This window comes from Microbacterium sp. (genome assembly GCF_051953575.1).
Lineage (GTDB): Bacteria > Actinomycetota > Actinomycetes > Actinomycetales > Microbacteriaceae > Microbacterium.
The window spans coordinates 1-12,689 of record NZ_JBQCIP010000033.1 but is presented as its reverse complement, the minus strand read 5'-3'; the positions used below and the strand labels follow the sequence as shown (position 1 = coordinate 12,689).

The following is a 12,689-nucleotide window of genomic DNA, read 5'->3' as shown; positions in this document are numbered from 1 at the left end:
CCGACAGCACGATCGAGCCGATCAGACGCTGGCGCAGGCTCGTGAGCTCGGGGTCCGCCGGTTCGCCGACGGCGGGGTCGTCCGCAGCGGCAGCCGGGGGAGCGGGCACGACGGCGGTGTAGCCGGTCTTGACGACCTCGTCGATGAGAGCCTGCGGGTCGATGCCCGCCGGGGCGCTCACGACCGCCTTCTCGGTGGCGTAGTTGACGGATGCCTCGACCCCGTCCATCCGGTTCAGGCGCTTCTCGATCCGCGCGGCGCACGAGGCGCACGTCATCCCGCCGATCTCGAGCTCGATCCGGGCGGCGGGGGCCGAGGCGCCGCTCACGCGCGGACCGCGCTGTAGCCGGCCTCGTCGACAGCGGCGATGACGGCGTCGTCGGCCAGTTCCGCCGTCGAGACGATACGCAGCGTGCCTGCTGCCGCACTCACCTGCACGTCCTCGACGCCGGCGAGCTTGGACACCTCGCTGCGCACGGATGCCTCGCAGTGCCCGCAGCTCATCCCGGTCACCTTGTACTCGACAGTGCTGTTCTCGAACCCGGCCATGTCGCCGCCTTTCTCGTGGAGTTCCAGGATACCCCTGAGGGGTACCACTCACCCCAGCATATACCGGGAGGGGGTATCAGGGGTCGGAGCGCCGATATCCGATCGAAATCCCCCGGTCGCGCCCGTTACACATCGTTAACGAACGGCAACATTCGTGAACGCTTGTCGCGGTTAGGTTTGTCGCATTGGGGCGGCGCCCGAGTCGTTCCCCCGATCACCTATAACAAGGAGCAACATGAGCGTCTTCACCCGCTCGCGCGGATCTGCCCTTCTCGGCGGCATCGCGCTCGTCGGCGCCAGCGCCCTCGTCCTCGCCGGCTGCGCCTCTGGCGGCGGCAACGAGGGGGACGGCGACGGGTCGTCGCAGGAGGCTCGCGACCTCACCCTCAAGATCGGCACGATCCTGCCCCAGACGGGCAGCCTCGCGTACCTCGGCCCGCCCGAGGAGGCCGGTGTCGGTCTGGCGGTCGACGACGTCAACGAGGCCGCCAAGGGCATCACGATCGGCGACATCGTGTGGGGCGACTCGGGTGACACCGACAACAAGGCCTACGCCACGACGATCCAGAAGCTGATCTCCGAGAAGGTGACCGCCGCCATCGGCGCCGCCTCGTCGGGTGTGACGAAGCTGTTCCTCGACGACGCGGTCGCGGCAGGCATCCTCACGTTCTCGCCGGCGAACACCTCGCTCGACTTCACCAACTGGGACGACAACAACCTCTACTGGCGCACGGCCCCGGCCGACACGCTCCAGGGCGAGGTGCTCGGCAACCTGGTGGGCGAGGACGGACACAAGAACGTGGCCGTCATCTACCAGAACGACTCCTACGGAACGGGCCTCAACAAGACGTTCCAGGACACGTTCAAGAGCACGGGTGGTGAGATCGTCGCCGAGCAGTCCTACAACACCGGTGACACCAACTTCGACGCCCAGATCTCGGCCGTCCTCGCGTCGAACCCCGACGCGATCGCCCTGATCACGTTCGACGAGATCTACACGATCGGTCCGGCGCTGCTCGCAGCGGGCTACCCGGCCAAGGACCTGTACCTCGTCGACGGCAACCTGAAGAACTTCGGCAAGGACGACAAGTGGCCCGCCGGAGTCAGCATGGAGGGTGCGAAGGGCACCACGCCCGCCGGCCCGGCCCCGGACGAGGAGTTCTACAAGCGGCTGAACGACTGGGCGGTCGCCGACGGCCGTCCTGAGATCGCCGACTACAGCTACGCGAACGAGGCGTACGACGCGATCGTGCTCATCTCGCTCGCCGCGCTGGCCGCGAACTCGTCCGACCCGGCCGACATCGCAGGCAAGCTGCAGGAGGTCTCGGGCGGATCGGGCGACGGCGAGAAGTGCACGTCGTTCGCCGACTGCGCCGACATCATCCTCGATGGCGGCACGGCCGACTACGACGGCTACTCGGGCCCGATCACGTTCGACGAGCACGGCGACCCGACGGACGCCACGATCGGCATCTTCCAGTACGGCGCCGACAACAATTACACGCGCATCGACCTGTAATCCAGGACGCAGCAACGAGGGCCCCGGAGCGATCCGGGGCCCTTCGTGTGCGTGCCGAAGGCGGGAGCGACGTGCCCGGCGGACGGATGCTCCCGAGGGCGCCGACCCCGGCGCCGGCGCGCCGAAAAGGACGAGGGGGTGGATGCCGCGGCATCCACCCCCTCGTCTCTCGCTGTTGCGGCGTCAGGCCGCCTCGGTGCCGAGGCTTCCCAGGTACAGGCCGATGACCTTGGGGTCGTTCAGCAGCTGCCGCCCGGTGCCCTCGTACGCGTCGCGTCCCTGGTCGAGCACATAGCCGCGGTCGCAGATCTGCAGGCAGCGACGGGCGTTCTGCTCGACCATGATCGTCGTGACGCCCGCCTTGTTGATGTCGGAGACGCGGATGAACGCGTCATCCTGGCGGACGGGGGAGAGGCCCGCGGACGGCTCGTCGAGCAGCAGCACCGACGGGTCCATCATGAGCGCGCGCGACATGGCCACCATCTGGCGCTCGCCGCCCGACAGCGACCCGGCGCGCTGGCCCAGGCGCTTGCCGAGCTCGGCGAAGATGCCTGTCACGAACTCGAGGCGCTCGGCGTACACCTTGGGGCGCTGGTAGAGCCCCATCTGCAGGTTCTCGGCGATCGTGAGCGACGGGAAGACGTTGTTCGTCTGCGGCACGAAGCCGACACCGCGTTGCACGAGCCTGTCGGACTTCAGCCCGACCACGCTCTCGCCGTCGACCGTGATGTCGCCGCCGCGCACCTTGACCATGCCGAAGATCGCCTTCAGCAGCGTCGACTTGCCGGCACCGTTGGGGCCGATGATGCCGATCAGCTCGCCCTTGCGGGCGATCAGGTTGGCGCCGTTGATGATGTTGATGCCGGGCAGATAGCCCGCCGTGAGGTCCTTGACCTCGACGATGACCGTCTCGGTCTTCATACCCTCCACGCGGGCGGCTCCGGGATCGGGGACGGCCGATCCGGGAGTCCGGGGGTCTGGCGACGCATCGCTCACTTGCTCTCCTCCTCGGCTTCGGCGATCGAGGCCTCTTCGGCCTCTTTGATCTCTTCGAGCAGCTCCTCGGCGGACTCGTCGAGCTCGCCGGCGACGCGTCCGGTCACGACGCCGAGGTCGACGTCCTGGTGGCTGCCGAGGTACGCGTCGATGACCGCCTTGTCCTGCATGACCGTCTCGGGAGGGCCCTCGGCGACGACCTTGCCCTCGGCCATGACCACGACCCAGTCGGCGATGTGCCGCACCATGTGCATGTCGTGCTCGACGAAGAGCACGGTCATGCCGAGGTCCTTGAGGTCAAGGATGTGGTCGAGCAGCGACTCGGTGAGAGCTGGGTTCACACCGGCCATCGGCTCGTCGAGCATCACGAGGGTCGGGTCGCTCATGAGCGCTCGTGCCATCTCGAGCAGCTTGCGCTGACCGCCCGACAGCGAGGCGGCGTAGTCGTCGGCCTTCGCTTCGAGCTTGAAGCGCGCGAGGAGCTCCATGGCCTTGTCTTCGATGGCATCGTCCTGCTTGCGCCAGATCGCCGGGATGATGCTCGCCCAGAGGCTCTCGCCCTTCTGGCCGGTGGCTCCGAGTTTCATGTTCTCGAGCACCGTGAGCAGGGACAGCGCCTTCGTCAGCTGGAACGTGCGAACCTGGCCCATGCGGGCGACCTTGAACGAGGGGATGCCCGACAGCGACTTGCCGTCGAAGCTCCAGGTTCCCGAGTTGGGCTTGTCGAAGCCGCACAGCAGGTTGAACAGCGTCGTCTTGCCGGCGCCGTTGGGGCCGATGAGCGCGGTGATCGCGTGCCGGGGGATCTCCAGGTGCTGGACGTCGACGGCGGTCAGACCGCCGAAGTGACGGGTGACGTTGTCGATCACGAGCACGGGGTCGTTCTTGGGGACGCCGGGTGCGGCATCCCCCTTCGCGAGTCCCGCGGTCTTGGGGCGACGGATGCTGCCGGTCGGCGTCGTGACGGAGCCCGTGGCCGGCGCGGCCGGACCCTCGGGTGCGTCGGGCTGGTCGGCGGGCGGGGTGCTGGGCGGGTTACTTGACAAAGGTCAGCTCCCTCTTGTTTCCGAAGATGCCCTGCGGGCGGAAGATGACGATCAGCATGAGCGCGACGCCGACGAGGATGAACCGCAGGGTGGCCGCCTGCTGCGCGGTCATGGGCAGGATGTCGGCCTGGGCGAGCACGGGCAGCACGTTGTCGAGGAAGCCCATGATGACCCAGAAGATCACCGAGCCCACGACGGGGCCGAACACGGTCGCGGCGCCGCCGAGCAGCAGGATCGTCCAGATGAAGAACGTGAGGCTCGTCGTATAGGTGGCCGGGACCACCGCGGACGGGAGGGCGAACACGACGCCGCCGAGGGCTCCGAACACACCGCCGATCATGAGCGCCTGCATCTTGTACGAGAACACGTTCTTGCCGAGCGAGCGCACGGCGTCCTCGTCCTCGCGGATGCCCTTGAGCACGCGGCCCCACGGGCTGCGCATGATCGCCCACACGAGGTAGACGGCGATGCCGAGCAGGATGATGCCGAAGACGCGCACCCACAGCTGGTCGGAGGTCCACTGCCACGGCCCGAAGCCGTAGATGATCTGCTCGCCGTCAGCCCCTGTCTTGGGGAACGGGTTCGCCGCGCGGAACCCGGCATGGTAGCCGCCGAGTCCGTCCGCGGAGTTGGTGAACTCGTCGAACAGCTGCGTCGTCAGCAGCAGTCGCACGATCTCGGCGGCTGCGATGGTCACGATGGCGAGATAGTCCGCCCGCAGTCGCAGGGTCGGGATGCCGAGGATCAGGGCGAACACGACGGCTGCGGCGCAGCCGACGAGGATGCCGACCCACCAGGGCCAGCCGAAGCTCAGGATCGAGATGGCGTAGCCGTATGCGCCGAGGGCCATGAAGCCCGCCATGCCGAAGTTGAGCAGGCCGCCGAAGCCGAACTGCACGGCGAGGCCGGTCGCAGCGAGCGCGTAGGCGATGGTCTCCGGGCTGAAGACCCAGTAGGCGGTGTTGTTGAAGATCTGTCCCCAGTCCATGACTAGCCGAGCCTCTCTTTCCGGCCCAAGATGCCCTGGGGTCTCACGAGCAGGATCACGATCAGTGCGGCGAGCGCGCCGACGTACTTCATGTCCGGCGGGATCCAGAGGGTCGAGATCTCGACCAGGATGCCGACGATCAGCGAGCCGATCAGCGCGCCGAAGGCGGTGCCGAGTCCGCCGAGGGTGACCGCGGCGAAGATGAGCAGCAGCACCTGCGCGCCCATGTCCCACTTCACGCCGGGACGGAAGTAGGCCCACAGGACGCCGGCGATCGCGGCGAGCGTCGCTGCGAGGATCCAGACGATGCGGATCACGCGGTCGACGTTGATGCCGGATGCCGCGGCCAGGCCGGGGTTGTCGCTGATGGCGCGGGTGGCCTTGCCGATGCGCGTGCGCAGCAGCCAGAACGCGACGGCGGCGAGGAGGATGATGCTCGTGGCCATCGACACGATGTCGATCCACGACAGCGCGATCGGTCCGAACTTGATGTCGCGCGGGGCGCCGGCGTCGGGCAGCTGATAGGTGCCGCCGCCGATGAAGTACTGGAACACGTAGCGTCCGGCCAGTGACAGGCCGATGCTCACGATCATGAGCTGCACGAGCCCCAGGCCCTTGCGGCGCAGCGGTCTCCACAGCCCGGCGTCGAGGGACCAGCCGAGGGCGGCCCCGAAGACGAGGACGATCGGGATCGTCAGCCACATCGGGATCTGCAGCCACACGCCGAAGACGAGGGCGATCACGGCGCCGAAGGTCAGCATCTCGCCGTGCGCGAAGTTGCTGAGACCGGTGGTGCCGAAGATCAGCGAGACGCCGACGGAGGCCAGCGCCAGCAGCAGGCCGAAGTTGAGGCCGTTCATCAGGCGCTCGACCAGCTGGTCGATGAACGACGTCGTGACGCGTTCGCCCTCGCCGAGGAACAGGTTGACGATCTTCGACCCCGTGAGGCCGAACGTCACGTCGAATGACGCCGTCGTCCCCTGTTTCGGCTGGATGCCCTCAGGCAGCTGCGTGGGGTCGACGATGACCCCGTCCGGCAGCGTGTCCTCGTCCACCGTGAGCACGTAGTCGTCCTTCTCGGGCACGTACAGACGCCACTTGCCCTCGGCGTCGGTCACGGTCTCGGCTTTGAAGCCGCCGCCCTCGATGGTCATGGTGACGCCGGCCACGGGCGCGTCGTCATAGGTGATGATGCCGCCGAAGTAGAAGTCGGTCTTCTCCTGGTCGCCGCCCGGGGTGTCGGGCGCTTCGGCGGCGAAGGCGCCGCCCGGAGAGGACAGGAACACCATGCCTGCCGCCAGCAGCAGTCCGAAGAGCACGATGATCCAATGGCGACTTCTGGTCGCGGACGCAATCGTGGAACCCACAGAACCTCCAGTTCGCCACCACGCGGACACCGAAGCTCGGGTCGCATCGGCCGTGATGGCGACGCTACGACTGTAATGTGTCGCCGCTGTTTCGCCTACGGTCACTTGTGGATACGTGATGCGATCGAAATCGGACCGGACAACGGCCTCGCGCGCGCCCCCGCGCGTGCCGTTTATGCGGGAACAAAACCGTGCTCCCGGGCGCTTAGAATCGAGTACGGAGCGTCACAAGCGCGCCGGCCGTCGCCGTCCACACCCCCAACTGAACGCGCCGCGCGCGAGGAGACCCCATGGAGCACAACGACCCCTTCGGCTTCGTCGGACTGACCTACGACGATGTGCTGCTGCTGCCCGGCCACACCGACGTGATCCCGAGCGAGGCCGACACGTCGTCGCGGCTCACGCGGCGCATCACCGTGGCCACGCCGCTGGCCTCCGCCGCGATGGACACCGTCACCGAGGCGCGCCTCGCGATCGCGATCGCACGCGAGGGCGGCATCGGCATCATCCACCGCAACCTCTCCATCGAGGACCAGGCGTCGATGGTCGACCGCGTCAAGCGGAGCGAGTCCGGCATGATCACCGACCCGATCACGACCACGCCCGACGCGACGATCGAAGAGGTCGACGCGCTCTGCGCCCAGTACCGCATCTCGGGCCTGCCGGTCGTCGACGCCGACAACCATCTCGTGGGCATCGTGACCAACCGCGACATGCGCTTCGTGTCGGGCTTCGAGCGCCAGACCACGAAGGTCCGCGATGTCATGACGACGGAGAACCTCGTGACCGGCCGTGTCGGCATCAGCGCCGGCGAGGTCATCGCGCTGTTCGCCCAGCACCGCGTCGAGAAGCTGCCCCTCATCGACGAGGACGGCACCCTGGCGGGCCTCATCACCATCAAGGACTTCGACAAGAGCGAGAAGTACCCGCTGGCCACCAAGGACGAGCAGGGCCGCCTGCGCGTCGGCGCCGCCATCGGCTTCTTCGGCGACGCCTGGCAGCGTGCCGAGGCGCTCCGCGACGCGGGCGTCGACGTCGTCGTCGTCGACACGGCCAACGGGCAGTCCGCCGGCGTCATCGACATGGTGCGCCGCCTCAAGGGCGACGAGTCGTTCGCCCACATCGACATCATCGGCGGCAACGTCGCCACCCGCGAGGGCGCCCAGGCGCTCATCGACGCGGGCGTCGACGCCGTCAAGGTGGGCGTCGGCCCGGGCTCGATCTGCACCACGCGCGTCGTCGCCGGTGTCGGCGTGCCGCAGGTCACCGCGATCTACGAGGCGTCGCTCGCGGCCCGCGAGGCGGGCGTGCCCGTCATCGCCGACGGCGGTCTGCAGTACTCGGGCGACATCGCCAAGGCGCTCGTCGCCGGCGCCGACACCGTCATGCTCGGCTCGCTGCTCGCCGGCACCGACGAGTCGCCGGGCGAGATCGTCTTCCAGGGCGGCAAGCAGTTCAAGCAGTACCGCGGCATGGGTTCGCTCGGTGCGCTGCAGACGCGCGGCAAGAAGACGTCGTACTCGAAGGACCGCTACTTCCAGGCCGACGTCCCCTCGGACGACAAGCTGATCCCCGAGGGGATCGAGGGCCAGGTCGCCTACCGCGGCCCGGTGTCGGCGGTCGCGTACCAGCTCGTGGGAGGCCTGCGTCAGTCGATGTTCTACGTCGGCGCGCGCACGGTCGAAGAGCTCAAGGCCAAGGGCAAGTTCGTGCGCATCACCGCCGCAGGCCTGAAGGAGTCGCACCCCCACGACGTGCAGATCGTCGTCGAGGCCCCCAACTACAAGAAGTAGTCCCCGTCCGGGACGCAGAGCGGATGCCGTCACGCCCATCGGCGTGACGGCATCCGCTCTTCGCATCGCGGGGTCGTGCGCTCCGGCGCCGAACCGGATGCCGGCGTCAGGACAGCCGGAAGGGTGCGGCGGCTCGGGCGGAGTCGTCCGTCGCCAGGTCGGCGAGCACGGCGCCGACGGCCGGCGTGAATTTGAAGCCGTGGCCCGAGAACCCGGCGCCCACGACGATGCGGCCGCGCCGGTCGAGCACGAAGTCCTCGGTGTCGGTGGAGGTGTACGTGCAGCTGATGGGGACCGCGGTGCCGGGATCGAGTCCGGGGAACCACTCCGCGACATACTCCCGCAGCGCCGCGGCCTGCGCGGGCACCGGACGGTAGGTGCGCGCGTCGGGGTCGACGACAGGGCCCACCATGTGGAATCCGACCTTGACGCCCTCGCCGGGGGTCGGCATGCCGTAGACGTTGCCGATCGGCCCGCGCTGCGGGTCGACGAAGTGGTTGAACGACGGCCAGTCGCTGCCCGGTCCACGCGGCGTGAAGTGTGCGGGGCTCTCCTCGGTCACGGTAAGGCGGGGGAGCTTAAGGGAGCCGGGGAGGATGCCGGCGGTCCAGGCGCCCGCCGTCACGACGACCGTGTCGGCGACGACGTCGCGCCGCTCGCCGTCGGCCTCGATCGTGAGCCGCACGCCGTCGGGCGTCTCTTCGATCGACGCGACGCCGTGTTCGAACCGGACATCGGCGCCGTGCGACCGCGCCGCCCGCTCGAGCGCCTGCAGCGCCGCCGCGGCGCGCACGACGCCCGCATCAGGGGTGAACAGGACCCCGTCGTCGAACCGCATGCCGCGCCAGCGACGGGTGGCTTCGCCCGCGGTCAGGATCTCGGCGCGCTCGCCGCGGGCGAGCAGCGCGTCGTGCACGCCGGCGATGCGGCCGGGGTCGCCGTGCGTCACGAGACCGTGCAGGCGCAGGAGCGGTTCGCCCGTCGTGCGCGAGAGCTCGTCCCATTCGCTGCGCGCCAGGGTGAGCAGATCGAGATAGTGGGCGGCGCCGTACGCGTTGTTGAAGTTGCGGGTGGCGCCGTGCGACGCGCCGCGGGTGTGTCCCCGCCCGAACCGTTCGAGGGTCATGACGCGGTGCCCGCGCCGGCCGAGCTGCCAGGTGGTCGCCAGCCCCATCGCGCCCGCACCGACGACGACGAAGGGCACGTGCTCGGTCATGTGGTCTCCCGCGGTCGGGGCGCCACCCGGGCGGCGCCTTCGGGCAGGATGCCGCTCCGGGCGGCCGCGGCATCCGCTGTTCCATCCTCACCGAACGGCGCGGCGCGGGCCGCGCGATGACCGACTGTGACGCGGTGTCGCTACCCTGGCGCCATGATCCGGCAGCGACAGCATCCTCGGGCCACGCAGCGCACGACGCGCCTGGAGGCGTTCACCGACGGAGTGTTCGCCATCGCGGCGACACTGCTCGTCCTCGACCTCACGCAGCATTCGCTCGGCACGGTGACGTCGGACCCGCAGATGTGGGCCGCCCTGGCCGGCATGTGGGAGCTGTTCCTCAACTTCGCCCTGAGCTTCGTCCTGCTGTGCCTCATGTGGATGGTCCATGTTCAGCAGTTCGAGCACGTCGCCCGCGTCGACGCCACCACGATCTGGCTGAACAATGTGCGGCTGCTGTTCATCGTGCTCGTGCCGTTCGCGACGAACCTCACCACCGAGTACTCGGACTGGCTCGCCGGGCGCCTCGCGATGCCGGTGACCTTCTTCCTCGCGATCCTGTGCAGCTGGCTCCAGTGGGGGTGGGCGGTACGCAACCGCGACGTCTTGATCCCCGACATGAGCCGCGAGGATGCCGTCGCCTTCGGCCGCAGTTCGCTCAGCGCCCTCCTCATCGCGGCCGTCGTGGTGGTGCTCGCGCCGTGGATCGGGTCGCTGGCGTTCCTGCTGTTCCTGTTCGACGGCGTGTTGACGAGGCTGCTGCGGGGCCGCAACGACTGACGCCGGGATCGCCGCTGCGATCCCGGCGTCAGTCGGCGGGGAGAGGCCGGCGGTCAGACGCCGGCCGGCACGGGCTCGGCGGGTGCAGGCTCGGAGGCCTCTGAGCCCGCCGGCGTGACGGCATCCGTCCCCTTCCCGGCCGGCAGCCACAGTGCCACGATCGTCGCCGCGAACAGCACGGCGGCGCCGGTGAACACGGCAGGACGGGCGGCGTCGACGTACATGTCGGGCAGGAGCTCGCCCCCGGCTCCGACGAAGATCGCCGTCATGACGGCCGTGCCGAGGGCGACGCCGAGCTCGCGGACGGTCGAGTTGACGCCCGACGCCTTCGCGTGGTCGATGAGCCCGAGGGTCGCCAGCAGTGCGGTGGCGGACGGGGCGAACACCAGCGCCATGCCCACGCCGGCCATCACGAACGGCGCGATGAGCGTCGGGTAGTCGAGGTCGGTCGACATGACGGCGGCGATCCAGGTGAGCGCCGCCCCCTGGAGCGCCAGGCCCACCACGAGCAGGATGCGGGTGCCCACGCGGGGCGCCAGGATCCCGGCGATCGGGGCGATGAACATGGGCGCGAGCGTCCAGGGCGTCGTCTGCACGGCGGCTTCGAGCGGTGTGGAGCCCTGCACGACCTGCAGGTACTGGATCAGGATGAACACGGCGCCGAACGTTCCGAAGCTGAAGGCGAAGCCGACGATGTTGGTGATCGAGAACGACCGGTCGCGGAACAGGCGCAACGGCACCAGCGGCGCCTTCGCGCGCAGCTGCCAGACCAGGAACGCGGCCACGAGGACGGCGCCCAGCGCGATCTCGGCGATCACGCCCACCGAATCCCAGCCGTCGTCGTTGCCGCGCACGATCGCATGCACGAGTGCCAGCACACCGGCGGCGGCCAGTACGGCGCCGGGGACGTCGATGCGCGAGCGGGCGCCGAAGTCGTTGTTCAGCACGATGAGGGCGAGCGGGATGGCGATCAGTGCGACGGGCACATTGATCCAGAAGATGGCCTGCCAGTTCCAGCCCTCCATGATCGCTCCGCCCACCAGCGGCCCGACGGCGACGCCGAGTCCCGATACGCCGCCCCAGATGCCGATCGCGAGCGGGCGCCGCTCCTTCGGGACCGCGCCGCTGAGCAGCGCCAGCGACAGCGGCATGACGCCGGCCCCGCCGAGCCCCTGTACGGCTCGGGCGGCGATCAGCTGCCCGGGATCCGTGCTGAGCGCGGCGAGGACCGAGCCCAGGCCGAAGACGGCGATGCCGATCGCGAAGACGGTGCGGCGCCCGAACCGGTCGCCGAGCGCCGAGGCGATGAGGATCGAGCCCGCGAAGGCGAGCGTGTAGGCGTTGACGAACCACTGGAGCTCTTCGACACTCGCGCCCATCTCGCTGTGGAGGACGGGCAGCGCATTGGTCATGACGAGGTTGTCGAGGGTGGCCATGAACATCGGCAGGGATGCCGCGGCCACGATGAGGGCGAAGGGGCGCGTCCGTCGTGCGACGGCGGTGGGTGATCCAGCGGACATGGAGGGCTCCGGTTGTAATTGGATGATTACCTGCTACGGAGCAATGTAGTAATCGACTGATTACAAAGTCAAGTCATTCGCTGATAACCTTCGGATATGACTTCTTCGGCAATGGGCGACAGCGGCGTCGTCGCGCTCGACGACCCGATCGAGCCGGGCAGGCGGCTCTCGTCGGAGGAGCGGCGCCGGCAGATCCTCGTGGCGGCGCTCGCGGTGTTCGGCGCTCGCGGTTACGAGGGCGCGACGACCGATGAGGTCGCCCGCGCCGCGGGAGTGAGTCAGCCGTACGTCGTCCGGCTGTTCGGGTCGAAAGAGAACCTGTTCCTCGCGGCGATCGAGGAGGCGCTGGCCCGCATGCTCGCCAGCTTCCGGGCGGCGCTGGCCGACGAGGCCCCGCACGATCCCGACATCACGCCCGAGAAGGCGGCCGCCAAGCGCATCGGGCAGGCCTACGTCGACCTCATCGAGGTGCGCGGCCTGCACCAGACGCTCGCGCACGCGTACCTCCTGGGCAGCCACCCCGCGATCGGCGCGGCCGCGCGCAAGGGCTTCGCGACGGTCTGGCGGTTCTTCCGCGACGAGATGGGGCTCGACGCCGACGAGGCGCGGGCGTTCATGGCGGAGGGCATGCTCATCAGCACGATGATCGGCCTGCGGATCGTCGACGACTACGGCTCGGACCCGCAGATCACCGAGCTCTTCCGCTCGTGCTTCCCGAGCGAGCTCCCGCACGTGCTCGAGGTGCTCCCGCGCGGCGACGAGCGCTGGTAGCAGGCGGGATGCCGGCGGCCTGGCCGCCGTCGGGAGCCCGGCGTATCGTCGGGGGCATGTGCCGGAACATCCACACGCTCCACAACTTCGAGCCCGCCGCGACCTCCGAAGAGGTCCATGCCGCGGCCCTCCAGTACGTGCGCAAGA

At 69.1% G+C, this 12,689-nt stretch carries 13 protein-coding genes; 5 read left to right on the top strand and 8 right to left on the bottom strand.

Going from position 1 to position 12,689, the window contains the following annotated elements:
• Both ACTHNQ_RS02550 and ACTHNQ_RS02545 read right to left on the bottom strand, forming a co-directional pair.
• Nucleotides 1-277 (bottom strand): cation transporter (locus ACTHNQ_RS02550; RefSeq protein WP_440330860.1); only part of this gene is annotated, 277 nt, incomplete at its 3' end.
• A 47-nt stretch (nt 278-324) separates the two neighbouring features.
• Nucleotides 325-549, bottom strand: a complete 225-nt coding sequence (locus tag ACTHNQ_RS02545; RefSeq protein ID WP_440330857.1) for a heavy-metal-associated domain-containing protein — start codon at nt 547-549, stop codon at nt 325-327.
• A 235-nt stretch (nt 550-784) separates the two neighbouring features.
• On the opposite strand from ACTHNQ_RS02545, the gene ACTHNQ_RS02540 reads away from it, so the two are divergent.
• Nucleotides 785-2,068 carry an ABC transporter substrate-binding protein gene (locus ACTHNQ_RS02540; protein WP_440330856.1) on the top strand — a complete coding sequence of 428 codons (1,284 nt, stop codon included), beginning with the start codon at nt 785-787 and terminating at the stop codon, nt 2,066-2,068.
• A gap of 183 nt (nt 2,069-2,251) precedes the next feature.
• Here ACTHNQ_RS02540 and ACTHNQ_RS02535 read toward each other — a convergent pair whose 3' ends face one another.
• From ACTHNQ_RS02535 to ACTHNQ_RS02520, 4 genes are all read right to left on the bottom strand, one after another.
• Nucleotides 2,252-2,989 (bottom strand): ABC transporter ATP-binding protein, encoded by a 738-nt coding sequence (locus ACTHNQ_RS02535; RefSeq protein WP_440330855.1) that lies wholly within the window; start codon nt 2,987-2,989, stop codon nt 2,252-2,254.
• A 71-nt stretch (nt 2,990-3,060) separates the two neighbouring features.
• Nucleotides 3,061-4,110 carry an ABC transporter ATP-binding protein gene (locus tag ACTHNQ_RS02530; protein WP_440330854.1) on the bottom strand — a complete coding sequence of 350 codons (1,050 nt, stop codon included), beginning with the start codon at nt 4,108-4,110 and terminating at the stop codon, nt 3,061-3,063.
• Complete coding sequence (locus ACTHNQ_RS02525) at nt 4,100-5,098, bottom strand: branched-chain amino acid ABC transporter permease (RefSeq protein ID WP_440330853.1); 999 nt, start codon at nt 5,096-5,098, stop codon at nt 4,100-4,102. Before ACTHNQ_RS02525 ends, ACTHNQ_RS02530 begins: the two co-directional genes overlap by 11 nt.
• Nucleotides 5,099-5,100: 2 nt before the next feature.
• On the bottom strand, nt 5,101-6,387 hold the full coding sequence (locus ACTHNQ_RS02520; protein WP_440330859.1) for a branched-chain amino acid ABC transporter permease: 1,287 nt from the start codon (nt 6,385-6,387) through the stop codon (nt 5,101-5,103).
• 368 nt (nt 6,388-6,755) lie between these two features.
• On the opposite strand from ACTHNQ_RS02520, the gene guaB reads away from it, so the two are divergent.
• The gene (gene guaB / locus ACTHNQ_RS02515) at nt 6,756-8,258 is read left to right on the top strand and encodes an IMP dehydrogenase (RefSeq protein WP_440330852.1); all 1,503 of its coding nucleotides are present in this window, start codon (nt 6,756-6,758) and stop codon (nt 8,256-8,258) included.
• 106 nt (nt 8,259-8,364) lie between these two features.
• Here guaB and ACTHNQ_RS02510 read toward each other — a convergent pair whose 3' ends face one another.
• A complete protein-coding gene (locus ACTHNQ_RS02510) occupies nt 8,365-9,474 on the bottom strand; it encodes an FAD-dependent oxidoreductase (RefSeq protein WP_440330851.1) in 1,110 nt (369 codons plus the stop codon).
• Nucleotides 9,475-9,627: 153 nt separating this feature from the next.
• Here ACTHNQ_RS02510 and ACTHNQ_RS02505 point away from each other — a divergent pair, with 153 nt between their 5' ends.
• Nucleotides 9,628-10,251 (top strand): TMEM175 family protein, encoded by a 624-nt coding sequence (locus ACTHNQ_RS02505; RefSeq protein WP_440330850.1) that lies wholly within the window; start codon nt 9,628-9,630, stop codon nt 10,249-10,251.
• Nucleotides 10,252-10,304: 53 nt separating this feature from the next.
• Here the strand turns inward: ACTHNQ_RS02505 and ACTHNQ_RS02500 are convergent, their stop codons facing one another.
• Entirely contained in the window at nt 10,305-11,771 is a 1,467-nt protein-coding gene (locus tag ACTHNQ_RS02500) for an MFS transporter (protein WP_440330849.1), read from the bottom strand.
• Between the two features lie 96 nt (nt 11,772-11,867).
• Between ACTHNQ_RS02500 and ACTHNQ_RS02495 the strand changes: the two genes are divergently transcribed.
• Nucleotides 11,868-12,542: a TetR/AcrR family transcriptional regulator gene (locus tag ACTHNQ_RS02495; protein WP_440330848.1), complete on the top strand. Its 675-nt coding sequence runs from the start codon at nt 11,868-11,870 to the stop codon at nt 12,540-12,542.
• Between the two features lie 8 nt (nt 12,543-12,550).
• A partial coding sequence (locus tag ACTHNQ_RS02490; protein WP_440330858.1) for a DUF2277 family protein occupies nt 12,551-12,689 on the top strand: 139 nt, incomplete at its 3' end.

What these genes read in the sequence shown, in the direction of transcription:
- ACTHNQ_RS02545 (WP_440330857.1), bottom strand. Translation starts at nt 549, where the DNA reads ATGGCCGGGTTCGAGAACAGCACTGTCGAGTACAAGGTGACCGGGATG.
- ACTHNQ_RS02540 (WP_440330856.1), top strand. Translation starts at nt 785, where the DNA reads ATGAGCGTCTTCACCCGCTCGCGCGGATCTGCCCTTCTCGGCGGCATC.
- ACTHNQ_RS02535 (WP_440330855.1), bottom strand. Translation starts at nt 2,989, where the DNA reads ATGAAGACCGAGACGGTCATCGTCGAGGTCAAGGACCTCACGGCGGGC.
- ACTHNQ_RS02525 (WP_440330853.1), bottom strand. Translation starts at nt 5,098, where the DNA reads ATGGACTGGGGACAGATCTTCAACAACACCGCCTACTGGGTCTTCAGC.
- ACTHNQ_RS02520 (WP_440330859.1), bottom strand. Translation starts at nt 6,387, where the DNA reads ATGGTGTTCCTGTCCTCTCCGGGCGGCGCCTTCGCCGCCGAAGCGCCC.
- guaB (WP_440330852.1), top strand. Translation starts at nt 6,756, where the DNA reads ATGGAGCACAACGACCCCTTCGGCTTCGTCGGACTGACCTACGACGAT.
- ACTHNQ_RS02510 (WP_440330851.1), bottom strand. Translation starts at nt 9,474, where the DNA reads ATGACCGAGCACGTGCCCTTCGTCGTCGTCGGTGCGGGCGCGATGGGG.
- ACTHNQ_RS02505 (WP_440330850.1), top strand. Translation starts at nt 9,628, where the DNA reads ATGATCCGGCAGCGACAGCATCCTCGGGCCACGCAGCGCACGACGCGC.
- ACTHNQ_RS02500 (WP_440330849.1), bottom strand. Translation starts at nt 11,771, where the DNA reads ATGTCCGCTGGATCACCCACCGCCGTCGCACGACGGACGCGCCCCTTC.
- ACTHNQ_RS02495 (WP_440330848.1), top strand. Translation starts at nt 11,868, where the DNA reads ATGACTTCTTCGGCAATGGGCGACAGCGGCGTCGTCGCGCTCGACGAC.